The 24,667-nt window shown below is 67.2% G+C and carries 25 protein-coding genes, 1 pseudogene and 1 riboswitch; of the genes and pseudogenes, 11 read left to right on the top strand and 15 right to left on the bottom strand.

What is annotated here, in order from left to right; genetic code table 11:
- Positions 1-273 precede the first annotated feature (273 nt).
- The 3 genes and pseudogenes from AC4EEO_RS19410 to AC4EEO_RS19400 all read left to right on the top strand — a co-directional run bounded on the left by AC4EEO_RS19410 (position 274) and on the right by AC4EEO_RS19400 (position 3,220).
- Positions 274-633, top strand: coding sequence for a metal-sensitive transcriptional regulator (locus AC4EEO_RS19410; protein WP_491339517.1), 360 nt, complete (start codon positions 274-276; stop codon positions 631-633).
- A gap of 49 nt (positions 634-682) precedes the next feature.
- Positions 683-922, top strand: coding sequence for a heavy-metal-associated domain-containing protein (locus AC4EEO_RS19405; RefSeq protein WP_018762883.1), 240 nt, complete (start codon positions 683-685; stop codon positions 920-922).
- A gap of 28 nt (positions 923-950) precedes the next feature.
- Positions 951-3,220: pseudogene (locus AC4EEO_RS19400) on the top strand (heavy metal translocating P-type ATPase).
- A 3-nt stretch (positions 3,221-3,223) separates the two neighbouring features.
- Here AC4EEO_RS19400 and AC4EEO_RS19395 read toward each other — a convergent pair.
- The gene (locus tag AC4EEO_RS19395) at positions 3,224-3,496 is read right to left on the bottom strand and encodes a DUF2277 domain-containing protein (RefSeq protein ID WP_018762881.1); all 273 of its coding nucleotides are present in this window, start codon (positions 3,494-3,496) and stop codon (positions 3,224-3,226) included.
- Positions 3,497-3,710: 214 nt separating this feature from the next.
- Between AC4EEO_RS19395 and AC4EEO_RS19390 the strand changes: the two genes are divergently transcribed.
- Complete coding sequence (locus tag AC4EEO_RS19390; protein ID WP_018762880.1) at positions 3,711-3,977, top strand: WXG100 family type VII secretion target; 267 nt, start codon at positions 3,711-3,713, stop codon at positions 3,975-3,977.
- Positions 3,978-4,075: 98 nt separating this feature from the next.
- Here AC4EEO_RS19390 and AC4EEO_RS19385 read toward each other — a convergent pair whose 3' ends face one another.
- Entirely contained in the window at positions 4,076-5,110 is a 1,035-nt protein-coding gene (locus tag AC4EEO_RS19385; RefSeq protein ID WP_133832385.1) for an EamA family transporter, read from the bottom strand.
- A 71-nt stretch (positions 5,111-5,181) separates the two neighbouring features.
- On the opposite strand from AC4EEO_RS19385, the gene AC4EEO_RS19380 reads away from it, so the two are divergent.
- Positions 5,182-5,727, top strand: coding sequence for a CGNR zinc finger domain-containing protein (locus AC4EEO_RS19380; protein WP_285318981.1), 546 nt, complete (start codon positions 5,182-5,184; stop codon positions 5,725-5,727).
- A gap of 19 nt (positions 5,728-5,746) precedes the next feature.
- Here AC4EEO_RS19380 and AC4EEO_RS19375 read toward each other — a convergent pair whose 3' ends face one another.
- From AC4EEO_RS19375 to AC4EEO_RS19365, 3 genes are all read right to left on the bottom strand, one after another.
- A complete protein-coding gene (locus AC4EEO_RS19375) occupies positions 5,747-6,100 on the bottom strand; it encodes a hypothetical protein (RefSeq protein WP_018762877.1) in 354 nt (117 codons plus the stop codon).
- 100 nt (positions 6,101-6,200) lie between these two features.
- Positions 6,201-6,791, bottom strand: a complete 591-nt coding sequence (locus tag AC4EEO_RS19370; RefSeq protein ID WP_491339516.1) for a hypothetical protein — start codon at positions 6,789-6,791, stop codon at positions 6,201-6,203.
- A gap of 55 nt (positions 6,792-6,846) precedes the next feature.
- Positions 6,847-8,127, bottom strand: coding sequence for an MATE family efflux transporter (locus AC4EEO_RS19365; protein WP_491339515.1), 1,281 nt, complete (start codon positions 8,125-8,127; stop codon positions 6,847-6,849).
- Positions 8,128-8,306: 179 nt separating this feature from the next.
- Between AC4EEO_RS19365 and AC4EEO_RS19360 the strand changes: the two genes are divergently transcribed.
- Complete coding sequence (locus tag AC4EEO_RS19360) at positions 8,307-8,741, top strand: DoxX family protein (protein WP_491339514.1); 435 nt, start codon at positions 8,307-8,309, stop codon at positions 8,739-8,741.
- Between the two features lie 157 nt (positions 8,742-8,898).
- The gene (locus tag AC4EEO_RS19355) at positions 8,899-9,900 is read left to right on the top strand and encodes an acyl-CoA thioesterase (RefSeq protein WP_018762873.1); all 1,002 of its coding nucleotides are present in this window, start codon (positions 8,899-8,901) and stop codon (positions 9,898-9,900) included.
- On the opposite strand, the gene dnaB is transcribed toward AC4EEO_RS19355, so the two are convergent.
- Positions 9,897-11,279, bottom strand: a complete 1,383-nt coding sequence (dnaB, locus tag AC4EEO_RS19350) for a replicative DNA helicase (protein WP_109044819.1) — start codon at positions 11,277-11,279, stop codon at positions 9,897-9,899. The two genes, AC4EEO_RS19355 and dnaB, sit on opposite strands and share 4 nt — an antisense overlap.
- 721 nt (positions 11,280-12,000) lie before the next feature.
- On the opposite strand from dnaB, the gene AC4EEO_RS19345 reads away from it, so the two are divergent.
- Entirely contained in the window at positions 12,001-12,576 is a 576-nt protein-coding gene (locus AC4EEO_RS19345) for a hypothetical protein (protein WP_491328941.1), read from the top strand.
- Here the strand turns inward: AC4EEO_RS19345 and AC4EEO_RS19340 are convergent.
- The 7 genes from AC4EEO_RS19340 to rpsF form a co-directional block, all read right to left on the bottom strand.
- Positions 12,573-13,199: an FMN reductase gene (locus tag AC4EEO_RS19340; protein ID WP_491330873.1), complete on the bottom strand. Its 627-nt coding sequence runs from the start codon at positions 13,197-13,199 to the stop codon at positions 12,573-12,575. The two genes, AC4EEO_RS19345 and AC4EEO_RS19340, sit on opposite strands and share 4 nt — an antisense overlap.
- A gap of 94 nt (positions 13,200-13,293) precedes the next feature.
- Positions 13,294-14,142: a PhzF family phenazine biosynthesis protein gene (locus tag AC4EEO_RS19335; RefSeq protein ID WP_018762869.1), complete on the bottom strand. Its 849-nt coding sequence runs from the start codon at positions 14,140-14,142 to the stop codon at positions 13,294-13,296.
- Positions 14,143-14,183: 41 nt separating this feature from the next.
- Positions 14,184-15,188, bottom strand: coding sequence for a YdcF family protein (locus tag AC4EEO_RS19330; protein ID WP_491339513.1), 1,005 nt, complete (start codon positions 15,186-15,188; stop codon positions 14,184-14,186).
- Positions 15,189-15,360: 172 nt separating this feature from the next.
- Complete coding sequence (gene rplI / locus AC4EEO_RS19325; RefSeq protein ID WP_018762867.1) at positions 15,361-15,813, bottom strand: 50S ribosomal protein L9; 453 nt, start codon at positions 15,811-15,813, stop codon at positions 15,361-15,363.
- Positions 15,814-15,830: 17 nt separating this feature from the next.
- On the bottom strand, positions 15,831-16,070 hold the full coding sequence (gene rpsR / locus AC4EEO_RS19320) for a 30S ribosomal protein S18 (protein ID WP_003800144.1): 240 nt from the start codon (positions 16,068-16,070) through the stop codon (positions 15,831-15,833).
- 126 nt (positions 16,071-16,196) lie between these two features.
- Positions 16,197-16,763 carry a single-stranded DNA-binding protein gene (locus AC4EEO_RS19315; RefSeq protein ID WP_491339512.1) on the bottom strand — a complete coding sequence of 189 codons (567 nt, stop codon included), beginning with the start codon at positions 16,761-16,763 and terminating at the stop codon, positions 16,197-16,199.
- Between the two features lie 71 nt (positions 16,764-16,834).
- The gene (rpsF, locus tag AC4EEO_RS19310) at positions 16,835-17,140 is read right to left on the bottom strand and encodes a 30S ribosomal protein S6 (protein ID WP_013602900.1); all 306 of its coding nucleotides are present in this window, start codon (positions 17,138-17,140) and stop codon (positions 16,835-16,837) included.
- A 370-nt stretch (positions 17,141-17,510) separates the two neighbouring features.
- Positions 17,511-17,680, top strand: a riboswitch (cyclic di-AMP (ydaO/yuaA leader).
- Between the two features lie 85 nt (positions 17,681-17,765).
- Between rpsF and AC4EEO_RS19305 the strand changes: the two genes are divergently transcribed.
- The 3 genes from AC4EEO_RS19305 (at position 17,766) to AC4EEO_RS19295 (ending at position 21,598) form a co-directional block, all read left to right on the top strand.
- A complete protein-coding gene (locus AC4EEO_RS19305; RefSeq protein WP_491339511.1) occupies positions 17,766-18,791 on the top strand; it encodes a glycoside hydrolase family 16 protein in 1,026 nt (341 codons plus the stop codon).
- Positions 18,792-18,923: 132 nt separating this feature from the next.
- Positions 18,924-20,114 (top strand): glycosyltransferase, encoded by a 1,191-nt coding sequence (locus tag AC4EEO_RS19300; RefSeq protein WP_491339510.1) that lies wholly within the window; start codon positions 18,924-18,926, stop codon positions 20,112-20,114.
- A complete protein-coding gene (locus AC4EEO_RS19295) occupies positions 20,111-21,598 on the top strand; it encodes a lipopolysaccharide biosynthesis protein (protein ID WP_491339509.1) in 1,488 nt (495 codons plus the stop codon). Before AC4EEO_RS19300 ends, AC4EEO_RS19295 begins: the two co-directional genes overlap by 4 nt.
- On the opposite strand, the gene AC4EEO_RS19290 is transcribed toward AC4EEO_RS19295, so the two are convergent.
- Together AC4EEO_RS19290 and AC4EEO_RS19285 are read right to left on the bottom strand one after the other, a co-directional pair.
- On the bottom strand, positions 21,549-22,685 hold the full coding sequence (locus AC4EEO_RS19290) for an aminoglycoside phosphotransferase family protein (RefSeq protein WP_491339508.1): 1,137 nt from the start codon (positions 22,683-22,685) through the stop codon (positions 21,549-21,551). The genes AC4EEO_RS19295 and AC4EEO_RS19290 overlap by 50 nt on opposite strands.
- A complete protein-coding gene (locus tag AC4EEO_RS19285; protein ID WP_109044825.1) occupies positions 22,682-24,628 on the bottom strand; it encodes a hypothetical protein in 1,947 nt (648 codons plus the stop codon). The genes AC4EEO_RS19290 and AC4EEO_RS19285 overlap by 4 nt, the downstream gene beginning before the upstream one ends.
- Between the last annotated feature and the right edge of the window lie 39 nt (positions 24,629-24,667).

The following is a 24,667-nucleotide window of genomic DNA, read 5'->3' as shown; positions in this document are numbered from 1 at the left end:
CGCCGGGTGACCGCCTAAAGTAAAGCGAAAGTAGTTATTCGCGTAGCTGGCGCGGTGCCCTACCAGCCAGTAAGCTGATTCAAGCAGGCCGGTTCCGCGGAAGTGGAAAACGGGAAACTGCCCAAATGCTGCTCCGGAGTGCGTATCCCCCAATAACGCACTCCGGAGCTTTTTTGTGCCCTTTCAGCAGCCGGCCACGCAGGAATCCCTTCGGGGATTAATACCCCCACGGGGTACTTGCCGGATACCCCCACGGGGTATAGTTTTGGGTACATGAACCCTACCGAAGAAGCTGCCGCGGCGGTGGATACTGCCCGCCCGGCCGGCGATGAAACACCCCAGCACGGGTACACGGGGAGCAAGGAGGCCTACCTTCGGCGCCTGAAGCGCATCGAAGGCCAGGTCCGGGGCATCGCGCGCATGGTGGATGAAGACAAGTACTGCATCGACATCCTGACCCAGGTTTCCGCCGTCACCAAGGCCCTGCATGCCGTCAGCCTGGGCCTGGTCGAGGAACACATCGGCCATTGCGTGGTGGGCGCTGCCTCGGAACCGGACCCCGCCGCGCGCGCCGAGGCGATCGACGCCAAGGTGAAGGAAGCCGCCGACGCCATCGGCCGCCTGCTTCGCTGACCACAGAACCCCACCCCGGCTACCGCCGGCCAGAAAGAAGGAGCACGCCATGAGCACCACCTCCCCCGCCATCACCACCATCAGTGTCTCGGGCATGACCTGCGGCCACTGCGTATCCGCGGTCAGCGAAGAAATCGAAGCCCTGGACGGGGTCCAAGCCGTGAAGGTGGACCTCAACGCCGGCGGCATCTCCACCGTGACCATCACGTCCAGCGGCGGCCTCTCGCCCCAGGACCTCGGGGAGGCCGTGGCTGAGGCCGGCTACCTGATGGTCGCCAACGAGGCCTGAAAAACCCCTCCCATACCGGAAAGCGGACATGAGCCACCAAGAACTGCTGCACCCGCCGGGCACCCGCGTGGTGGAACTGGACATCCAGGGGATGACGTGCGCCTCCTGCGTCAACCGGGTGGAAAAGAAACTCGGCAAGCTCGACGGCGTGGCAGCCGCGGTCAACCTCCCGCTGGAGCAGGCCTACGTGACGGCCCCGGACGGCATCACCGACGAGCAGCTGGTGGACACGGTCAACGCCGCAGGGTACACAGCGAGCGTCCGCGTGCCGCGCACGGCGGAACCCAGCGTCGAACACGCCGCCGCACAGCTTCGCCCCCGCCTCATCCTCGCCGCCGTCCTGACCGTTCCGGTCTTCCTGGTGAGCATGGTCCCGGCGTTCCAGTTCCCCAACTGGGGCTGGGCGGCGGCCCTGCTGTCGCTTCCCGTGGTTACCTGGGCGGCGTGGCCCTTCCACCGCGCGGCCGCAGTCAACGCCAGGCATCTGGCATCCACCATGGACACCCTGGTGTCGCTCGGCGTCGCCGCCGCCTACCTTTTCTCGGCCTGGCAGCTGGTGGCCGACCCCGGCATGACGGAGCACCCGGGCATGGAGGCCATGTCCGGCGGCCTGTACTTCGAGGTGGCGTCCGTGGTCACCACCTTCCTGCTCCTCGGCCGCTACTTGGAGGCCAACGCCAAGCACAAGGCCGGCGACGCGCTCCAGGCCCTGCTGAACCTGGGCGCCAAGGACGCCACGGTCCTGCGCGGCGGACGCGAACAGCAGATCCCCGCGGACCACCTGCAGGTGGGCGACGTCCTGGTGGTCCGCCCGGGCGAGAAGATCGCCACCGACGGTGTGGTCATCGAGGGCGATTCCGCCGTGGACACGTCGCTGGTCACGGGCGAGTCCGTTCCCGTGGAGGTGGCCCCGGACAGCCGCGTAACCGGCGCCACCATCAACACTTCCGGGCGTCTGCTGGTCCGGGCAACCCGGGTGGGGTCTCAGACCACCCTGGCCCAGATGGCCCGCCTGGTATCCCAGGCCCAGACCGGCAAGGCACCTATTGCCCGCCTCGCGGACCGCATCAGCGCCGTCTTCGTTCCGGTGGTCCTGGCCATTGCCGCCCTCACGTTCGTGTTGTGGCTCCTGCTCGCCGGCCCGGACGCGGACGGCGGCCACCTTCGACAGGCCTTCACGGCGGCCGTCGCCGTGCTGGTGATTGCCTGCCCGTGCGCCCTGGGCCTGGCCACCCCGGTCGGCCTGCTGGCGGGCAGCGGCCGCGGAGCGCAGCTGGGCCTGTTGATCAAGGGCCCGCAGGTCCTGGAGGATACCCGCACCGTGGACACCATCCTGCTGGACAAGACCGGCACGGTCACCACCGGCGCCTTGGCCGTAGACGCCGTGCTGGCATTCCCCGGGTTCACCCGGGGTGGAATCCTCCGGCTCGCCGGCGCCGTCGAGGCCGCGCCTCCGAGCACCCGGTGGGCCGGGCCGTTGCGGCCGCGGCTTCCGCCCTGGATCCTGCAGGCACAACGGACGACGACGGCCTGCCGCCGGTGCAAGGGTTCAGTTCCGCCCCGGGCGGCGGGGTATCCGGAACCGTGCAGGGCAGGTTTGTGTTGGCGGGGCGCAGCGGCTGGCTGGAGCAGAACGGCATCATCCTGGACCCCGCCCAGCAGGTAAACCTGATGGCCGCCGAGGAAAGCGGTGCCACGGCTGTTTGCGTCGCGGTGGACGGCATGCCGGCCGGAATCATCAGCCTCCGGGACACCGTCAAGGAAGGTTCCGCGGCCGCCGTCGCCCGGTTGAAGGCGCTGGGCCTGCGGCCCATCCTGCTGACCGGGGACAATGCCGCGGTCGCCGCCCGGGTGGCCGCCGCCGTCGGCATCGCCGCGGACGATGTCCACGCCGGCGTCCTGCCCGAAGGAAAGGTCGAAGCGGTGCGCAAACTCCAGGCCGGCGGTGCCACGGTGGCCATGGCCGGCGACGGCGTAAATGACGCCGCCGCCCTGGCGCAGGCGGATCTGGGGATTGCCATGGGGTCCGGAACCGACGTTGCCATCGAGGCCGCCGACCTGACCGTCATGGGCAGCGACCTGGCCCAAGTGGCGCAGGCCATCGAGCTGTCCCGGAAGACCCTGGCCACCATCAAGGCCAACCTGTTCTGGGCATTCTTCTACAACGCGGTGGGCATCCCGGTGGCGGCCTTCGGCCTGCTCAACCCTATGGTTGCCGGAGCCGCGATGGCCGCCAGCTCCGTCCTGGTGGTTGCCAACTCGCTGCGGTTGCGCAGCTTCGGAAAACCGGGGCAGTGAACCTCAGGCGGTACCGTACCGCACGGACGCGCGCGCCCTGGCCTTGGCCGCTTCGGCCTCACGGTCCTTCGGCGGCGCCTGCGTCACCAGGGCGTCGAGCAGGTGCTGCGTGATGTGCGCAATCTCGTGCACCGCATCGTCAAAGGCTTCCTGGTTGACCTTGGACGGTTTGGTGCTGCCGCTGATCTTGCGGACATACTGCAATGCGGCAGCATGGACTTCCTCCGACGTGGCGTGCGGTTCAAAGTTGTGAAGGGTTCGGATATTCCGGCACATACCGCCATGCTAGGCTCTTCGAACGCCTGGGATCGACCCCTTTTTTTACCGGATCCAGCCACGGCGCCATGGGGAGGCCTGCATGGGCAGGGCTGCCCATCGACACCGTTTTACGGACCGGGGTAGGTTTTAGGCAATGGATCTTCCGGATGAGCCGGGGGGCCGCTGGGGATGCCGACCAGGTTCGGATCCACGTTCTAACAAGGAGAAACTGATGGCTATTTGGGGTGCAGACGTTGAGCAGCTTCGCCAGCTCGGCAGCAAGCTTCAGGCAGGGGCGTCCGAGATCGAGACGCAGAAATCCACACTTACCAAACTTCTGCACGGGACCGACTGGAAGGGCCCGGACGCGGACAAGTTCAAGAGCGAATGGGATGGCCAGCACTCCACGCTGCTGACCAAGGTTGCCGAGGCCTTGAAAGAGGCCGGCAGCAAGGCCAAGCGCAATGCTGAGCAGCAGAGCCAGGCCTCGAACGGCTAATGCCTTGGGCGGCACGATGTGCCGCCCGGACGGCCCGGGCACCGCAAGGTGCCCGGGCCGTTGTCCTTTAAGGCATGGGTTCCCCTGGACGGCAGCGGCTACGGCACGGGTTCGACGTCGTTCGCGTGCTCCAGGGCCGACGCCGGCATGGGAGCCCCGGGCGCTTCCCCGTCCGCGGCCGCGGCGCGGAGCTCGTCGAGCCGCACCAGGATGACGCCGCCGACGATCAGCACGCCGCCCAGCAGCTGGATGGCGCCCGGCAGCTCGCCCAGCAGCAGCCACGCCCAGACGACGGCGAACAGCACCTCGGTCAGCGACACGAAAGATGCCACCTTGGAGCCCAGGGCCCGGGCCGCCATGATGCCTGAGGTGTAGGCCAGGACAGTGGCCAGCACCACCAAACCCGCCAGCGGCCCCCACCATGGCATGGTCCAGGGGCCCAGGCGGGTGTCCGCCGTGCTGAATGCCATGGGGAGCACGCCCGTGGCACCCGCCAGCCACATGACGGCTGCACCCACCAGGAGTCCGCCCGAGGCCAGGACGATGGGCGGCAGGGTGTCGTTTTCCTTTGCGGTGATGAAGAAGTAGATGGCCAGGCAGACGGCGGCCGCCATGCCCCACAGGACGCCTGCCAGATCAACCTTGACGGCGCCGGTGAGGTCAAGGACCAGTATCAGCCCGGCCAGGGAGAGCAGCGTCCCGACGGAGGTCAGCACCCGGGGGCGCCGCCGGCTTGCGGCCCAGAGCCATAGGACGATGATCACCGGGGCAAGGTATTCGAGCAGCAGCGCAACCCCGACGGACAGCCGGGCCACGGCGTTGAAGTAGAACAGCTGGCAGGCCGCAACCCCGATCAGCCCGAACAGCCCAATGGTGAGCCAGTTGTCCCGCAACTGGTGCCAGCGGCCCTTCAGCGCGGAGACTGCCGGCAGGGCGAGGATCAGCGCGGCGCCCGTCAGCCGGGCGGTGACGGCCGCCCCGGGGGACCAGCCGGTTTCGAGGAGCGCTTTGGCAAAGGACCCGGACAGGCCGAAGACAGCGGAGGAAAAAAGCGCGATGCCAAGCCCGGAGGCGAGGAAGCCGGGCCGCCTGAAGGGCGCTTGCGGGTGAGTGTGGTTCGTGGCGGCAGGCACCGTCGCCTCCTGTCAGGAGTAAAGTGGGGTAATGGTCATGACAGTACGCTTCCGCACTGTAAGGAGTCAACATGGTTTTCGCCCCTGACACGGAGGTGGCCCTCCGCACGGTGGTGAACCTCATCAATACGGCCGCGAATGGCAGGGAAGGGTTGGCCTCGGTCAGGGACCTGGACAGCTTCCTGGCGGCCGAGGGCTTTTCCGGGGCGAGGACACGGGACGCCGCGGAATTGCAGAGCGTCCGGCAGTTGCGGGGCTTACTGGCAGGGGTGTGGACAGCGGGCGAGGACGCCGCCGTGGACACCGTCAACCGGCTGTTGCGGGACGCCAACGCCCTCCCGCAGCTGATGAAGCACGACGGTTGGGACTGGCACCTGCATGCCACGGCTCCCGAGGCCCCGCTGGCGGACAGGATGAGCACCGAGGCGGCCATGGCCCTGGCGGATGTGATCCGCAGCAAGGAAATGGACCGCCTGCGGACATGCGAATCGGAGGACTGCGATGCTGCCGTCCTGGACCTGAGCCGGAACCGCTCCAAGCGGTACTGCGATACCGGCAACTGCGCCAACCGTGCACACGTTGCCGCCTACCGTGCCAGGCAGGCAGCGGCGGGTTAGGCGTTCCGCCGCAGCGTGCCTATCCCTGGTGCCGGGTGCCGCCCGTGTCGTCCTCGGGGTCCTGGCTGGTGGGCGTACCGAAACCATGGCCGGGCTTGGGCGCGGAACTGAGGTTCACGCCGGATCCCTTGCCGAGGTGTTCGGCGTTTTCCTTGTAGCTCATGGACAACATGGCGGCCACCACCAGGGTGACGATGAAGGCGATGCCGGCTGCGGTGAAGGCGAGATCGAAGCGGGGCGCGCGCGCACTGCCGCCGGAAGCGAAGATCAGCACGGCAACGAAAGCGACGACGGCCCAGAACGCCGAGAACATCAGCGGCCCCTTCACCGAGGTCCGCAGCTTGCGCGGTTTTCCTGGATGCTGGTCAGCCACTGTGGTTCCTCCCTGCAGGCGGCACGCGGCCGGCCTGGTTTCACGAATTGCGGTGTAGCACCAAAATTTCTACAACTAGTAGAAGGGCGCTCTTCCTAGTTTACGGCTTGACGGCACCGGCGCGGGCATCGTGGCGCAGCGTCAGGCCGGAAAGCACCCACAGCACACCCGAAATAATCGCGCCACCGCCGGCCACGCCCAGCAGCGCATGGGCACCAAGGTTGATGAAGAACGGCAGCAGCACTGCCGTGCCAATCCCGATCGCCCCGGATGCGATCCAGTCCCGTGCCAGGACGTGCCGCCCCCGATGCCGCAGGCCGCACGCCAGCTCAAGAACCCCGGCCACGCCGAGACCCAAGGCGGCAATGACACCAAACAGCAGGTCGCTGTGCAGCAGGATCACCGCCACACCGGCGCCGGCAAGCGCCGACCCCGCTGCGGACAGCAGCTTGCCGGGAGCCGAGTTCCGGGCAAACCCGGCGGCCGGGATGGCTTGCAGGGACACGACGCCGGCGGCCAGCAGGTAGAGTCCTCCCGCCCAGCCCATGACCTCAACGGAGGGGGAGGTCCAGAAGACCGTTACGGCGCCGAACACCAGCGCCACCACGGAACGGAGCAGGATTGGCTTCCAGAGTTCAGGGCGGGGTGAGGTTCCGGGAACTGCGCCCGCGGGAATCGATGGTTGCGTCACCGGTCCAGTTTAGTGGGGGCAGCTGGAAGGTAGAACCGGACCCCGCAGCCGATATTCAGGCTGGACCAAGCACCATCCAGCGGTCTGAACGGGCGCGCAGTCCGAGGGTGACGGCGCGCGCCGCCATATAACCCAGGGCGAAAGCAGCCCACAGCCACCCCAGCCCGGCAGCGCCCGGGCCACCGGAGAGCGCCACCGCCGCCAGCAGCGGCAGGTAGGCAGCAAGGTTCACCACACCGGCCAGCGCCAGGTAGCGGGCGTCGCCGGCACCGATCAGCACCCCGTCCAGGACGAAGACATATCCGGCGATGGGCTGGCCCGCGGCCAGCACCCACAGGGCAACGGCGAGCACCGACTGCACGCGGGCATCAGGGGTGAACAAGATCCCCACCCAGGGGGCCACCGCCGCGAGCAGCACGCCCGTCACCAACCCGAACCCCGCTCCCCAACGGACCATGGTCCTGGTCAACTCCCGGGCCTTGGCCGCATTGGAGGCGCCCAGTTCCTTGCCGATCAGCGCTTGGGCGGCAATGGCCAAGGCATCCAGCGCGAACGCCAGGAAGGAAAAGATGGTCATGGCCAGCTGGTGCGCGGCAAGGTTGACCTCACCCTGCGCCGTCACCACCACCACGGTGGCCAGGATCGCCGCACGCAGGCTGAGGGTGCGCAGCATCAGCCAGGACCCGACGCGCGCCATGCTCCGGATGCCCCGCCAGCTGGGCACCAGGGGGACGCCCTGGCGGACCGCGTACCTGCGCACCATCACCAGGTAGACGGCGGCCATGGCCCATTGCGCCAGGCTGGTGCCCATCGCCGAACCCACCACGGACAACCCCAGCCCGTACACCAGCCACACATTCAGGACGATATTCACGCCGAACCCCGCGGTGGCCACCACCAGCGGCGTCCTGGTGTCCTGCAACCCGCGCAGCACACCGGTCCCGGCGAAGACCAGCAGCATGGCCACGAGTCCGGGCATGGACCAGCGGAAGTAGTCGATGGCAAAGCTGCGCACGCTGCCGTCGGCGCCGAGCAGGCCGATGAGCGGTTCCGCGGCGATGAATCCAGCCACGGCCAGCAGCAGGCCCAGCAGCAGCGCCAGCCAGGCGCCGTCGCGCCCGGCCGCCAAGGCCTTCCCCACCTGGCCCTGGCCAAGGGCGCGGGCCACGGCGGGGGTGGTTGAGTAGGCAAGGAACACCATGAGTCCGACGACGGTCTGCAGCACCGCCGAGGCCAGGCCCACGCCTGCGAGCTGGGGAACGCCGAGGTGCCCTACGATGGCCGAATCCGCCAGCAGGAAGAGCGGCTCGGCAACCAGCGCTCCAAAGGCTGGCACGGCGAGGCGGAGTATCTCCCGGGAATGGCTCCGGGGAGGGGCCGTGGCGGCGGATGAGGGATCTATTGGCACCGTGCCAGCTTAACCGGGCGCAATGACCCCGGAAGAGAGCATGACAAAGACCACAATCGTCCGGATTTTGTTGACTCTTCAAGCATATGTGGGGAAGGGTGGAATCCATGAACCAGTCACGACTGACCACAGTTGCCCTTGCCGTCCTGCGTGTCATCCTGGGTTTCCTCTTCGCGGCCCACGGCTGGCAGAAGTTCAATGAATGGACCATCGCCGGCACCCAGGCCTCCTTCGCCAAGATGGGCGTCCCCGCTGCGGACGTCATGGCCCCGGCCGTCGCCGTCCTTGAACTGGCAGGCGGCGCAGCCCTGATCCTCGGTGTCCTCACCCGCGTGGTGGCCGCCCTCCTGGTCCTCGATATGCTCGGTGCACTCTTCCTGGTCCACGCTCCCGCAGGTGTCTTCGCGGCGAACGGAGGCTACGAACTGGCACTGCTCCTGGCCGCGGCAGCCTTCGCGCTGGCACTGGCCGGCCCCGGCCGGCTCTCCATTGACCGGGCGCTGTTCGGCCGGCGCACCTCACGGCTGGCCGTCCTGGCCTAGTCCGCTTCCGTCCCGAAACGCCTCACGGCGGCCGGCCACGCCATGGTGACCGGCCGCCGTCGGACGTTAAGCGGCGCTCCGCCGGGCGGCTGCACGCCGGCCCAGGCCGCTGCGGCGTGAACCGGCCGGTAACCTGGGCCCTCAGTATGATCGCAGCATGACTGAGACCGGCCACCCCAACTCCGTGACCCTCCGCTTCCTCGCCGCCCCCACCGATGTGGGGCACAGCGGCTCCGTGGACGCCGGCACGGTGCTCGAATGGGTGGACAAGGCCGCGTACGCGGCGGCCGTGGGCTGGGCCAAGTCCTACTGCGTGACCGCATACGTGGGAAACATCCACTTCGCCGACCCGGTCAACAGCGGCGACATGGTGGAGGTTGAAGCCACCATCGTCTACACCGGCCGCTCCTCGATGCATATCCGCACCGTGGTCTCATCCGGGGATCCGAAAGGCGGCCCGGCCACCATGCGCAGCCAGTGCATGGTGATCTTCGTAGCCGTAGGGGCGGACGGCAAACCCATCCCGGTGCCCCAGTTTGAGCCCGCCACCCCCGCCGAGGTTGAGCAGCGCGACCATGCGCTGGCAAGGATCAAGGTCCGCGAACAGATCGTGGAAGCCATGAACCACCAGGAATATACGGACGCCGGCACCGCCGAACGCGTCACGCTTCGGTTCATGGCCGCCCCCACCGACGTGAACTGGGGCGGCAAGGTCCACGGCGGCATCGTGATGAAGTGGATCGACGAGGCCGCCTACCTGTGTGCCTCACGCTACTGCGGCCGGGACACCGTGGCCGTCTTCTCCGGCGGCGTGCGCTTCTACCGGCCTTTGCTGATCGGCCACGTGGTGGAGGTGGAGGCCCGGCTGGTGTACACCGGCAACAAAGGCATGCACATTGCCGTCCACGTCCGTTCCGGCGACCCGAAGGGACGCGAACTTAGCCTCACCACCTACTGCCTCACCGTGATGGTGGCGCGCGACGATGACGGCAACTCCGTCCCCGTACCACCCTGGGTGCCGGTCAGCGCCGAAGACAAGCGGCTGCACGCCCACGCCCGCGAACTCCTGGAGATCCGGGGAACGGCGCCCGGAAACCGGCTGCCCAACCACCTGCTGGCCGGCACGGCTCCCGCAGCCACCGCCGCGAACGGAGCCTAGAAGCCGCCGCCCCCGGAGTCGCCCGCCATGTTGGCGAAGCGGGAGTAATGGCCCTGGAACGCCACCACGATGTCCTTGGTGGGGCCGTTACGGTGCTTGGCCACCAGGATGTCCGCCTCGCCCGCACGGGGTGATTCCTTGTCGTAGACATCCTCGCGGTGCAGCAGGATCACCATGTCGGCGTCCTGCTCGATGGAGCCTGACTCGCGGAGGTCAGAGACCATGGGCCGCTTGTCCTGGCGCTGTTCCGAGCCACGGTTCAGCTGGGACAGTGCGATCACGGGCACCTGGAGTTCCTTGGCGAGGAGTTTGAGCGCACGGGAAAACTCGGACACTTCCTGCTGGCGCGATTCCACCTTCTTGCCTGAGCTCATCAGCTGCAGGTAGTCGAGGATGACCAGCTTGAGGTCGTGCTGCTGCTTCAAGCGCCGGCACTTGGCCCTGATTTCCATCAGGGACATGTTGGGGCTGTCGTCGATGAACAGCGGGGCATCATTCATCCTGCCCATGGTGGTGGCGATCTTGGACCACTGCTCGTCCTTGATGGTTCCCTTGCGGAGGTCCTGCAGGCCAATGGTGGCCTCGGCGGACAGCAGGCGCATGGCGATCTCGTTCCGGCCCATTTCCAGGGAGAACATGACGGTGGACAGGTTGTTCTTGATGGCCGCGGACCGTGCGAAGTCCAGGGCGAAGGTTGATTTACCCACGGCGGGGCGGGCCGCGATGACGATCATCTGCCCCGGGTGGAGGCCGTGGGTCAGCTCATCGAGTTCGTAGAAGCCGGTAGGCACACCGGTCATGCCCTCGCCGCGGTGGCCGGACGCCTCGATTTCATCCACCGTGGATTCCATGACGTCCTTGAGGACCACGTAGTCTTCCGCGGTGCGGCGTTCCGCCACGGCGTAGACTTCGGCCTGCGCCTGGTTCACCAGGTCTTCCACTTCGCCGTCCGAGCCGTAGCCCAACTGGACGATCTTGGTGCCGGCGTTGACCAGCCGGCGCAGTACGGCCCGTTCGGCGACGATCTCGGCGTAGTACCCGGCGTTGGCCGCCGTAGGTACGGTCTGGATGAGCTCGTGCAGATAGGCAGGGCCGCCAATCCTGTTGATTTCGGCGCGTTTGGTCAGTTCGTCCGACACCGTGACGGCGTCCGCCGGTTCCCCGCGTCCGTAGAGGTCGATGATGGCCTCATAAATGGTCTCGTGGGCCGGGCGGTAGAAATCCTGGCCCCGGAGGATCTCCACGACATCAGCAATGGCGTCCTTGGACAACATCATGCCGCCCAGGACCGACTGTTCCGCGGGGATGTCCTGGGGAGGTTTCCGGCTCGCGTCCGATCCGCGGGTCGCTTCCACCGGGTCCAGATGCGCGATTGTCAAAGCTGCCGTCCTCCATTTGTGCCGGGCCAGGCGCCCGGTGATCCATCCTGTTTGCGGATCCTAAACAGAACCGCCACGCGTCCAGTACTACCCGGAAGCTCTGACAATGAGGCACCCGCGGGCCGGATGCCGCCTCCGGCCGGAAGTTATCCCCACTATCCACAGCTTTTCCACAGAGCGCCCGGAAAGGGCCATGGGAGAGGCTCTGGATCGCGGCGTACAGGCCGTGGCCTGGCCGTGAAAAACAGGTACCCCGCTACGGTAGCCGCCCCCGGTCCAGCGGCAAAGCCAGTACGCCGGAACTGCTGTGGATAACCTGTGCACTACGGGGCATAGCTTGTGCACAGCCTGTGGGGAAGTCTGTGGATACAGAATTTTTTTACCTCCTAAAAGCCCTCTGACCTGCGGAAACATCTTCACCAGCATGTGGAGTAAATATTTCTTTCCAGGAATTTCATCCACAGGTTCGGCGCCCGCACCCGCAGGCCGGAACCGGCCTGGGGCCGGTCGCGGCATGCCGGCATCCGCCTGCGTGGCGCTGCTCATATTCCCTTGGCGGAGCTTGACCGGCAGGGGAACGCTGCAGTATGCAGCACGGTGAATATTGCTGTGGATAACCGGGTTCTGGATTAAGCTCTAGGTATGGCTTTGGCTGGACGGACAGCCGGCAACGCAACCGCCTTGGCGACCGCCAGGAAGTACACAGAACGGCTCGTAAAAAATGGAATCCCTAGTGGTCCCGGTCCTTATCCTGCTCGCCGTCGTTGCGGGGGTCATCGTGACCTACCGCGCAGTCCGCGGGCGCAGGGCGTCAGATGGAGGAGCCCCGTCCCGGCCGGCCGGCCCGGCACAGGACCAGGCGACGGAACTGGCCCGCGCCGCTGCCGGCAAGTTGTCAGAAAGCGAACACCGTCGCTTGTACGCCATGATCGCGCAGGGGCAGCCGTTGGCCGCCATCAGGCTGTACCGGGAGGTCACGGGCGAGGGACTCCGGGCCTCGCGCGACGCCGTCGGCGCCCTGGCGGCACACCCCCAGCCCTACCGCCAGCAGGAGCCGGTAGAGGCTGTGCAGGAGGATGACGAGCCACAACGCTTCCCCTACCGCTACCGCGCCATCGCCAGCAAGGGCGACGTGACCCGTGAAGTGAGCAGCAATATGCTCAACGACGAAATCTACGGCCGGATCCGCTCCTTGGCCCGCAGCGGGGACACCGAGGCTGCCGTTACCGCCTTGACGCGCCACTCGGACATCTCCCCGGTCCAGGCCCGGGAATTCATCGCGCTGCTGGACGACTAGCGCGGTCCGGCGATTCCGGCCAGGAGTTGCTCGAAAGGCAGGGACTCCAGGGGTGCGGGCTTCCGGCCCGGCTGGGGACCCTCCAACAGCAGGGTAAATTCGGTGGCAGCGCGCTCAATGCGGTCGGCCAGCGACGAGCCACCCTCTTCCGCGGTTCCCCAGTCCTGGGGCCCGGCAAAGACTCCCGTGGCGGCCGTGCGGGTGCGCAGGTAGCTGAACAACGGGCGCAAGGCGTAATCCAGCACCATCTGGTGCCGGTCGGTACCTCCGGTGGCGCCCAGCAGGACAGCCTTGCCGTCCAGGGACTTGGGGTCCAGGACGTCGAAGAACGATTTGAAGAGGCCGCTGTAGGAGGCGCTGAAGACCGGCGTCACGGCGATGATCCCATCCGACGCCTCCACCCCGGCGATGACTTCCGCCAAGCGCGGTGCGGCGTATCCCGTGACGAAGTTGTTGGCGATGTCGACGGCGAGGTCCCGGAGTTCGACGACGTCGACCAGCACCTCGTGGCCACCGGCGGTGAGCCGCCGCTCGGCAGCGGCCGCCAGCTGGTCGGCCAGCAGCCGGCTGGACGACGGGACGCCAAGACCGGCGGAGAGGACTGTGATACGGCGGGTTTCCATGGCATTCTCCTGGTGCTCGTTCATTCGATCATACATGCATTTGCATCTATATCCCTGAACCGCGGTACCTCCTCATGTATTCCCGTGACCCGCATCAAAGCAGGACGGTGCCCTGGATGCAGGTAGTGGACTCTCCGCCCACCCACACATCGTCGTCCTCGGCGGTGACATGTACACGCCCTGCCCGGCCCAGGACGGTACCCTGCGCGGCGACATAGCGCCGGGGTGCCCTGCCGCTACCAATAAGCCACTGGGCGGCCCCAGCGTTGAAGCTGCCCGTCACCGGATCCTCCACCATCGCATCACCCGGGATAAACGTCCGCACCTCAAAGTCGGCGTCCCCTCCGGACAGATGCGGCCCGATGACTCCGACCTTCAGGTTCCCCATGGCCACCGGATCCGGCACGAGCGCCATCACCTGGTCCGCAGACCCCAGCAGGACACCGATCCACTCCGGCCCATTCACCAGCCAGGATGCGTCCACGATGTCACCGGCCGGGATTCCCAGGGCGACAGCCAACTGGCGCCGAAGGGGCTCGTCCACGGCCTCAAAGCGGGTCAAGGGCGGTGCGGCGAAAGCCAATCGGCCGGCGTCGCGCTTGATCCTGACCAGACCGGCACCACATTCCTGGACCACGAAGCCGCTGGACTTCGGAACTCCGCCGGCCTGCAGCCAGGTATGTGCGGATCCCAGCGTGGGGTGCCCCGCGAACGGGAACTCCTCGCTCCCGGTGAAGATCCGGACCTTGTAGTCGGCGCGGGGATCCTCCGCGGGCAAGAGGAAGGTGGTTTCGGAGAGGTTGGTCCAGTTCGCGAAGTGCTGCATTGTTGCCGCGTCAAGACCGTGGGCATCGAGGACGACGGCGAGCGGGTTGCCGCGGTAGGCGTTGCCGGCGAAAACATCCACCTGGTGGAAAGGACGGCTGCTGGGTGTCGGGTTCACCGGAGCAGGTTACCACCGGCCCGCCGGGCGGACTGCCGGTCCTAGGAAGGGAGCAGCGGCAGGGCCATGGCGGCCAACGGAACGGCGGTGAGCACAGCACAAAAGCCCAGGTTGATCCACCGGTAGGTTGCGAGGATGGCGATAAATTCCCGAAGGAACGCGCTGGGGATAAAGTAGCCCGCCGTCCTGGCCCCGGTGACGTGGGCGCGCAGGCCCGCGCGCCGGGTGAACATGGCCGCGCGAAACACGTGGTAGCTGCTGGTGACCACCGTGACGGGCGCGTCCGGCCGCTCCATCAGCGCGCGCGAAAAGTGCAGGTTCTCCATGGTGGTGGCTGCCCGGTCCTCCACGATGATCCTGTTGGCAGGAACACCCTGCTCCTGCAGGTAGCGGGCCATCGCTGTCCCTTCGGCGAGGAGTTCATCGGCTCCCTGCCCGCCGCTCGGAATCAGAGCCCTGATGGACCCGCCATGCTTGCCCCGGTACAGGCGCGCCGCCGCGTCAAGCCGGGCGGCCAGCAGGGGCGGAACCGAGCTGCCGGCCAGGCCGGAACCCAACACCACCACGTATTCGGGATGGCGGCGCGGCGGCAGGTGCGAGTAAATCAGCGAATAGACCAGATAGCTGACGAACACGAAGCCCACGTAGCCGGTCAGCAGGGCAGCCGCCGACGTGAGCGCCCTTAGCGCGGGTACGGCCGTCTGCAGGGCGGCCAGGACAAGGGGAACGGCCACCACGGCCAGCCCTGCCAGCAGGGACAGCAGGTTTGCCAGGCTGCGGCCTTCGCGGCGCAGCATGATGAGGCCGTTGAGGACAAGGAACACGGCCAGGATGGGCACTGAGAGGATGAGCAGGAGGCCCAAGGCCACGGTTATGAGGACAGGGACGGAGTTGTTGGAGTTGTTGCCGGAGACCAGGAGGAGCCCAAGCCAGCCGATGACTGCCCCTGAGACAAGGAAGACTCCGTTCCGCAGGCGCCTCCGGTCGGTCGCAAAGCTGACGGCTGCGGCCAGCAGGAGGATGCAGCTGACGAAGAGGAACGGCAATGCTGGGTGACCTTCCGTGGAAACGGTGGAGTGGTGCAGGCCAGTAACAGCGGCCCGCACCCAAGCCTATGGCGCCCGCAGCCGGCTGCTGGAAACCCCGGCAGTGACCTTGCACGCAAATGGCCCCCGCACCGGAATCCCGGGCGGGGGCCATTGAACTGCGGTGCGGAAACTACTTTCCGGCAACGACCTCAAGGTCGATGACAGCGGAAACATCCTCGTGCAGGCGGACGTTGGCCGTGTACGAACCGACAGACTTGATGTGGTTCGGCAGTTCAACGTTGCGCTTGTCGATGGCACCGAGGCCGGCAGCCTCGACTGCGGCAGCGACATCAGCAGGCTTGACGGTGCCGAAGAGACGACCGGACTCGCCGGCCTTCACCTCGAGCTTGACCTTCTTGGAGGACAGAGCCTGGGCCTGTGCCTGTGCAGCTTCAACAGAAGCGTGCGCACGGGCGGCGCGGGCAGCCTTGATGGACTCAACCTGCTTCTCGCCACCCTTGGTCCAGGTCAGGGCGAAGCCGCGGGGCAGCAGGAAGTTACGTGCGTAACCGTCCTTGACCTCGACAACATCGCCAGCAGCACCGAGACCGGTTACTTCGTGGGTCAGAATGAGCTTTGCCATGTTAGTTAATCCCTTCCTTAGCCGCGGCCAGCGCCGGAGTAAGGCAGCAGAGCAACTTCGCGGGCGTTCTTGATTGCCTGGGCGATCTTGCGCTGTTCCTGCACCGTGACGCCAGTGACGCGACGGGCGCGGATCTTTCCGCGGTCGGAGATGAACTTGCGCAGCAATGCTACGTCCTTGTAGTCGATGACAGTGATGTCAGCGGCCTTCAAGGGGTTGGACTTTGGTTTGGGCTTACGGAGTTCAGCCTTAGCCATCGTGGAGCTCCTATTCTAGGGAGCCCGTGGATATTGATCCACGGGATGGTGGTGGTCCGACGGCGGCAAAACCTTGGGTGCCTTGCGGCTCCCGGGCATTCCCGGCATCGGGCCGTTGTTTGGGTTTTAGAAGGGAGGTTCGGAATCGGGGCCGTTGCCCCAGCCGCCTGCATTGGACACGCCGGGCGTGGCCCAGGGATCGTCCTGTGCAGCCTGCTGGTTGCCGCCGCCCCAGCCTCCACCGGAGTTGCCGCCCTGGTTTCCACCAGGGTTGCCGCCTCCGAAGCCACCGCCGCCGTTGCCGCCGCCCCCACCCTGTCCGCCGGAGCGCTGGGTGCGGTTGACCTTGGCGTTGGCGTAGCGCAGGCTGGGGCCGATTTCGTCGACCTCAAGCTCGATGACGGTGCGCTTTTCGCCTTCTTTTGTTTCGTAGGAACGGCTCTTCAAGCGGCCGGTGACGATCACGCGCATGCCCTTGGTCAGGGATTCGGCGACGTTCTCGGCAGCTTCACGCCAGACCGCGGCGCGGAGGAACAGGGTCTCCCCGTCCTTCCACTCGTTGGACTGTCGATCAAAGGTGCGGGGGGTGGAAGCGATGGTGAAGTTCGCTACTGCGGAACCGGACGGTGTGAACCGCAATTCCGGGTCATTGGTGAGGTTACCGATGACCGTAATGGTGGTCTCGCCTGCCATCTACTGCCTCCTTGTTCGATCCTGGGTGAAGAGTGCGTTCCTGCGGGGTAAAGAATGAATTTTGGTGCTGATTACTCAGCAACAACCTTCTGCTCTTCGGGGCGGGTGATCTTGGTGCGCATGATGGTCTCGTTAAGAGACAGCTGGCGGTCAAGTTCCTTGGCGGTTTCCGGCTTGGCGGTGAAATTCACCACGGCGTAGATACCTTCGGACTTCTTCTTGATCTCGTAAGCCAGACGGCGACGGCCCCAGATGTCAACCTTTTCGATGGTTCCACCATCGTTGGTGATGACGTTCAGGAACTTCTGAAGCGACGGCTCAACGGTACGCTCTTCGACCTCGGGGTCGATGATTACCATCAATTCGTAAGGACGCATATGTGAACCCACCTCCTTTGGGCTAAGCGGTTACGGCATTTCCGTAACAGGAGGTTCATTTGCGATTCTGCACAGTGCCTTGCCACCAATACGGAGGCAGGACGCAGCACAGACTTCAATATCCTAGTGCATCTGGACCTGATAGGCGATTCGCGCTTGACTCAAGGCTAGCCGCGTGATGTGGCAGGAGCAGCCTGACCGGACACCTATGTGGAAAACGCAGGAGTGTGCCGTTCGCCAATAGACGTCTATGCGGGTGCACCGCGGGACGCCACGCCCACCGCGCCGCTTCCGTTACCCAATTGTGATTCCGCAGGGATTTTCGTGTACGGTCTTCGGGTGGGCCGCCCCAGCCGGCCCCAATCCCGGAAGACGCCCAACTCTGCCGCTTCCGCGATCCCTCAGGTTCCAAGGCAGAGGCGGGGGACCCAAGTGTCACGGGTATGGCTCCCGCCTGCCCTCGGGGTGAAGCCGCGATCCGCGGCCGAATGGCAGCATTCGAACCCGACAGCTAACCCCGCCGGCGTTGAGAGGTAAATTCCCCATGCCCGCATCCCGCAAATTGAGCGCCAAACGCGCCCGCCGTCATCAGAATGAGACCCCATCGGCCGGGCTCCGTCAGTTCTTGACATCCAGAGATTCCCGCCGCCTGCCCTTGGCCGCCGGCCTGGCAGCAGCCGTCCTCGGCGCAGCCTCCCTTGGCCTCGGCGTCGCCAACGGCAATGAAGCTGCCGACGTATCCCGGGTGGCCAGCGCCGCCGGGGCCGGCAGCGAGGTACAGGTCCAGCCCACCCCGTCGGCCGCAGTCCAGTCCGCTCCGGCGCCCGCCCCGGCACCGGCAGCCGCACCCGCGCCCGCACCCGCACCAGAGCAGGCTCCGGCCCAGGCGCCGGCTCCCGCGGCACCCGCCCCGGCTCCGGCCGCTGCGGCTCCTGCACCGCAGTCCCCCATCGCCGTGGCACCAGCCTCGGCACCGCTGGCCAACAGCGGGACGCCCATGCCCGCAGGGGTCCCCGGAAACTGGACCATGACCTTCGCTGACGAGTTCAACGGTTCAGGCCTGGACGGCGGTAAGTGGTCCAACTGCTGGTTCTCCCCCAACTGCGGAACCATGAACAAGGTGGCCACCAACCCAGCCAACGTCTCCGTGGCCAACGGCAACCTGGCCCTTAGCCTTGCCTCCTCGTCTTCCGGGTCCTTGGTCTCCACGAACCCGAAGGGTGGAGCGGGCACCGGGTACCAGTTCACCACCGGGTACGTCGAGGCCCGCATCAGGTTCCCCGGCAACGCCAACGGCCTCTATAACTGGCCCGCGTTCTGGACCACCGGGCAGTCCTGGCCCGCCACCGGCGAGAACGACATCGCGGAGGTCCTCCAGGGCAAGATGACCGTGAATTACCACTCCGGCTCCGGGTCACACAACCAGGGTGGCGTTGGCGGCAACTGGGCCAACGAATACCACACCTTCGGCTTGCACCGGATGGCCAACTCGTCGGACGTCTACTTCGACGGCGTGAAGGTCAAGTCCTACCCCACGGACGACGGAAACGCCCCGCAGTACATCGTGCTGAACGTCGGCGCTTCATCGACGAACCCGGTGTACGGCCCGCAGTCCCAACTCCTGGTGGACTACGTCCGCGCCTGGCAGTAGCCGGCCACGCGCCCCCCTTGGAAAGGGCGACGGCGGGACTTCCCGCCGTCGCCCTTTTTGGCTTCCTGCGGTTCCCCACAAAGTTGCCCAGAGCAACCCTGCCACCCGAGTGTGATCCAGTACACTCTTGCAATGAAGCTCCTGTACGTGACGGAAAGCGTGCCAAACCGGGACCCGCAACTCGGTGATGGAAGCTCCATGATCCCGTACGAAGTGATCCTTCACCTTCCCGCGGATGTTGCCGTCACGCTGCTGACGTTTTCCGGCCCTGTCCCGGTTCCGGCGGAGGTCCGGGCCCGCTGCGAAACCGTCCACGAAATAGCCCCGCGGGACGACCCCGCCGCATTTGTCCGCTCCTTCGGCGGCCTCGCCGGCCTGGGAAAGCACCGGCGCTCCACGCCGTCAGCGCGGGCAGCGGCAGCCACCCTGTCCGGCAGCAGTGAGGCCACCCTCATCCATGGCCCGCACGCCCTCTTCCTTTCGCATCATGTGGCCGGTCCCGTGGTGCTGCAAACGGTGGACCCTTGGTCCATCCGGGCCGCCATGGACACGGATATTGCCCGCTCCCTCCGGCCGGCCTACCGGCTGCGCGAGCACCTCGCCGAACGGGCGGAACGGTCGCTGCCCGCCAGGGCGCGGCTGCTGACCGTCGGGGCACAGGACGCTGCAGCCTGGTCCGCGAAGCTCGGCCGGTCCGTGAAAAGCATCCCCAACGGAACCAGCGTGGCCGCGGGGCCGCGTCCGGACCGGAAGGCGCCGGTGGTCTGCTTCGCGGGCAGCCTCAACTACGCCCCCAACGTGGACAGCGCAACGGTCCTGGCCACCCGTATCGCTCCCCTCGTGTGGCGGGAGGTCCCGGAGGCACGGTTCGTCATCGCCGGGCGGCAACCCACGGCGGCAGTCCAGGCGCTGGCCGGTCCACACATCGAAATCCTGGCCAACGTGCCCTCACTCCCGGATGTCTTCAACGGGGCCGACGTCGCCGTCTTCCCCGACGAACACGGCGTAGGCATCCGAAACTCCGTGCTTGAGGCCCTTGCCGCCGGGCTGCCTGTAGTGGCCTCCCCGGTGGCGGCACGTGAACTTCCGCCGCACCCCCTGCTCACCGTCGAGGCCGGCCACGACGCGATGGTCCGCAAGGTCGTAGAACATCTCAGGGCACCCCGGCCGCCGCACGTAACCCCCGGCGGCGTACCGGACCAGGCCGCCGGCGCCGTCCGCTCCTGGGACACGGTGGCCGCGGAGTACTTGGCCGAAGTGCGGGCGGCCGTGGCCGCGTCATCCCCTGCCGGGGACTTATCCGGCACGTCAAGGCAACTGTGACCTACGCGCCCGGCGAGCTGGAACGCAGGGGAGTCCGGGGAGCCTTGTGGCAGGGGCTGGCCTTTGCCTCCGGGCGGATCATTGTGCTGGTCACCACCGTGGTGCTGGCCCGGCTCCTCTCTCCTGAAGAGTATGGCCTCGTAGCCCTGGCGCTGGTCCTCATGGCATACGCCGAGACCATCGCCGATGCCGGGGTGGGCCAGGCACTGGTGTATCTGCCCAAAACGAAGGTGATTGCCCGTTCAGCGCTCCTGCTCTCGGTGGCGCTGGGAACCGTACTGGCCCTGGCCGCCGTGCTCGCGGCCGATGCTGTGGAAGACCTCATCGGGCTCGACGGCGTGGCTCCCCTGGTGCGGGTTCTCGGCGTCTCCGTCCTGGCCACGGCCTGCGGCGCCGTTCCGGAAGCGATCATGCGCCGGGACCTGAAGTTCCGGCAACTCACCGCCGCTCCGGTGCTGCGTGCCGCGACCATGGGGACGGTGACCCTGTACCTGGCCTTCACCGGCCACGGCGCGTGGTCGCTCGCCGTCGGAACGGCCGCAGGCTCGGTGGCCTACGCTGCCACCTGCTGGTTCCTGGTCCGCCACGAGGCGCCGTGGCAACTCTGGCGCGTCAGCAGGAGTGCCCTGGGCGAGAACATCCGCTTTGGTGCTCCTGTTGCTGGGAGCACGATGCTGGCCAGGGCGATCTTCGACGTCGACTACCTGGTGATCGGGATCGTCCTGGGGGCCCATGCGCTGGGCCTGTACACGCTCGCCTTCCGGCTCCCGGAGGCCCTGATCCTCAACGTGTTCTTCGTGCTGTCCACCGTCCTGTTTCCGCTGTATACGCAAGTCCGCGGTGACCGGCAGCGACTGCGTGACGGGTACCTGAAAAGCGTCACGGTGCAGGCCCTGTACGGCATCACGGCAGGGGTGGGACTTGCCGTGGTGGCTCCGGTCCTGGTGCCGGTCCTGTTCGGGCAGCAGTGGGAGGAATCAGTGACGCCGCTGGTGTTCCTTGCCCTGTACGCGGCGGCTCGATCGCTGGGCGCCGGAGCGAATGACGTCTATAAAGCCCTGGGCAGGCCGGGGCTTTCCATCTGGATCTCCGTGGTCCGCCTGGTGGTCCTGCTCCCTGCGCTGGTCTTCGCCACGCGCTGGGGCATCGTTGGTGTCGCGTGTGCCCAGATGGTGGTGGCGGTGGTCTTCGCTTTTGGTATGCAGGCCGTAGCCGCCAGGGTCATGGGGACAAGGATGCGCCGCATGCTCCGCGCCGCGGCACCCGGCCTGGCGTGCGGGGCGGCCGTGGCCCTGGTGGGCCTGTTCAACCTGTCACGGCATGCGCTGGGACCGGTGCTGACGCTCGCCGTCATGGTTGTTGCCGGCGTGGGCCTGGTCTACGCTGTCCTGCGGTTCGGCTACCGGGACCTGCACGACGAGATCCTGGGGCTCTTCAAGCGCCGCCACGAACCCTCAGGTCCGGCACGCGACCACGCGTCCTGAGCCCGGCGGTTTCCCAAGGGCCGCTGTCGTTTCCCGGGCGCCGCCGAAAGGCCGGCGTGTCCCGGGCGGCGCCGTTTCCTAGGCGGCTGTGACGGCGTGGCGCCACAGCCAGTAGTCCCGGTCCGCCTGGAGTGCGGCACGAACCTTGTCCCTGCCCTGCGACGGATCGGCTTCCGTTTCCTGTGCCAGGCGGTCGGCGAGCGTTGCCGTGGACCGCGCCCAGGTGGTGATCACCAGCAGCGGCAGCAGCGAGGCCTTCCACTCCCCGCGTGCCAAGGTGGCGCGAAAGCGGGTCCAGCGCCCAACCCCCGGGGCCAAATGCCTTGTCGAAGGCTGCGACCTGGGCGTCCCGGGCGAACGCCTGCTCGCTGGACTCACTGAGGTACTGGAGGTAGAACACCAGGTCGTGGCCGGGGACGCCGTCGGTCAGGGAGCGTTCCCAGTCCATGACCTGCAGGCCACTGCCGGGCTTGACCAGCAGGTTGGGGTGGCTCAGGTCGCCGTGCTCAATGACGGCCGGGAGCCGGGCGGCACGCAGGGGTTCGAGGAGTTCGTGGGTACGCTCAACCAGCTGGCCGGTTTGGGCGTCCGGTCCGGCCAGCCGCTCCAGGGCCGCCAGCGGGGCGGTGACGGCGCGCTGGTACCAGTCAGGGTTGTCCGTTGCAGCATGGGTGCAGGGCAGGGACCCCACAAAGCCCGTCCCGGCCGCGACGGCAGCCGGGAGGTCCGCGGCCACCTTCCGCGGATCCAGGGGAATACCCGTCAATGCCGTCTCGACCAGGACCGTGTACGGTCCCTCGTCGCGGATTCCCACCAGGCGTGGAACACCCGGGCTGTCGACGGCGGCTGAGAGCTGGTCCAGCATGGCGGCCTCACGCCTGACTCCGCTGCTGTCTCCGGGCTGGCGCGGGATCTTCACCACCAGGGCGGGTTCGCTTCCACGGGCCGGAAAAACCAGGGCCACCACGTGCCGGGAGGTGGTGAAGCGCGGGGTCAGCAGCAGCGTTTCCCACCCGCTGCCAAGGCCGTAGCGGTCAAGGGCGAATTCCTCGAAGTGCTCCCGGAGGAACTGGTCGACGAAGCTCATGGCCGGCCTCCCCCTTCCGGACGCCTGCCCGTGACGGTGCCCTCCGGAACCATGAGGTCGAAGACGTGAAGTGCCAGGGCCAGGTGGGCCGCGGCAGCTTTGAGCGCTCCAAACCGCACATCCTTCCGCAGCGCCAAGGTGTCACGGATGGCCACGCCCGACCGGACCGGAACCAGCCTGGCGGTGCGGTCACGGTTGGGGGCATTCCAGTAGAGGGTGACGTCCTGGTATCCGCGGCGCTCCAGTGTCCGCTTCCATCCCCGGAGCGTCCGGGGGCCGGAGCGCTGGAGCAACGAACGGCTGGCTTCCACGCAAATCCATCCCCCGGGTTCCAGCGCCAGGCCGGCGGCTTCCACGTGTCCGCGGCCCGGAGATGCCAGCAGCACCACGTCGCATGACGCGCCGGCCGGGCCGGCCAGGCGGACGGCCTCCGGGTCCAAGAGCCGCAGCGCCGCCTCCGTTTCCTGGCTCACCTGTCCGGCGAAACCAAGGTTGCGGGGCTGCAGGACCGGAATCAGGAATCGCCAGTCCAGGAGGCGCCAGAGGTGCAGGGCCAGGGCCTCTGCCGCGCCGGCGCCAGGAGCCGCCGGGGCCACCGGGGCCACACTTTCCTGCGCAGCAGGACTCCTGCCGTTACCGGGATTGCGACGTCGGGTGGCCGGTCGGGTGCCGGCAGGGCGGGACAACGTCTCCCAGACAATGCCGGTGGCCACCCGCTGGACGGCCGCCGCCGGCTGCGCCGCATCGACCACCCGGCCGCCGGGGAGGCGCCCGGCCAGCTTCAGGTAGTCCTGCCGCCAGGATTCCAGCAGCTCCGGGCTGTGTTCGCCTTTTCGCTCAAACATCACGGGGCCGGGTACATCCAGCACGAGGAGGACGTCCGGGGCCGGGATTACCGCCAGCGCGAGTGCGTTGCTCATCCCGGCCAGGGGTCCGCCGCCGGAGCCGCCCAGCAGCGCGTCGTACGCTACGCGGTCCATCAGCACTACCTTGCCCATGCGGCGGTAGAACCTGGCCAGTACTCCGCCGCGCACCAGCCGGTAGATCTTCTTCCCGGTCCGTCCGCCGGGGATCCGGCCTAGGACCTTGTCCCAGGGGCCGGCTCCCCACAGGCCCATGTAAACGTACTTGGTAGGCAGCGGAACGTCGGCGTGCAGGCCGTTGAGCAACGTGGTCTTCCCGGCTCCGTCCGGTGCCATGACGCCCAGCAGCGGAGTGTGCCCGCGGACTTGGGCCCCGGCATGCCTCAGCACCCTGTTGGCTCCCGCAATCAGGCGCGGGCTCAAGCCGCCGCGCCAAGCGGCACGCATGCGGGCCGCCGTCCCGGGAACGTCGTCGAACCGTCCGTCCAGGACCGATTCCACCATCTCGGCCACCAGCCCGGCACCCACCCGGCGCCTGACCGACTCCGCGATGCGCCCGCCGTCGGCCGCTGTCCTTGCTGCGGCACGCGCCAACGGGTGCCGCTCCGGGGAAATGCTGCCCTTGTCCATGAACAGGTGGAGCAGGAGCAGCCATGCCTGGTCGGCAGGGTCCGGCATCCAGTGCGTTCCGCGGCGCACCCTTCGGCGCAGGCAGCGGGCCGCCCACGGGGTGCGCCACTGCTGGTAGGGCCCGAACGCGAGGTCGGAGACGACATCGAGCTTGATCCAGGCCCCGTCATCCACCGCATAGTGGAAGTAGAACCTGTGGCTGCCGTGGCCCGGCGCCCGGACCCGGCAGAACCCCGCGGCAGCCAGCAGTCCATCCAGAACGGGCAAGACGCCTTTGTCCACAAGGATGTCCACGTCGCCGGCCGGCAGGGCGAGGTCATCTCCGCCGCGGAGCAGCAACCACGGCCAGCTGCACGCATCGAGGGCATCGAAGACCGCGGCCAGCCGGGGATGGACACGCAGGATTTCCGTCGCGGCACCACCGGCCGGCAGGTTGTTCAGGACGTCCACGGCGCCACCCTCCAATCGGTTGCCGGAGCCAACTCCGGG

It is taken from the genome of Pseudarthrobacter sp. MOO13, assembly GCF_058267655.1.
The sequence above is the reverse complement of the archived record's forward strand: the minus strand, read 5'-3'. Positions and strand labels throughout refer to the sequence as shown.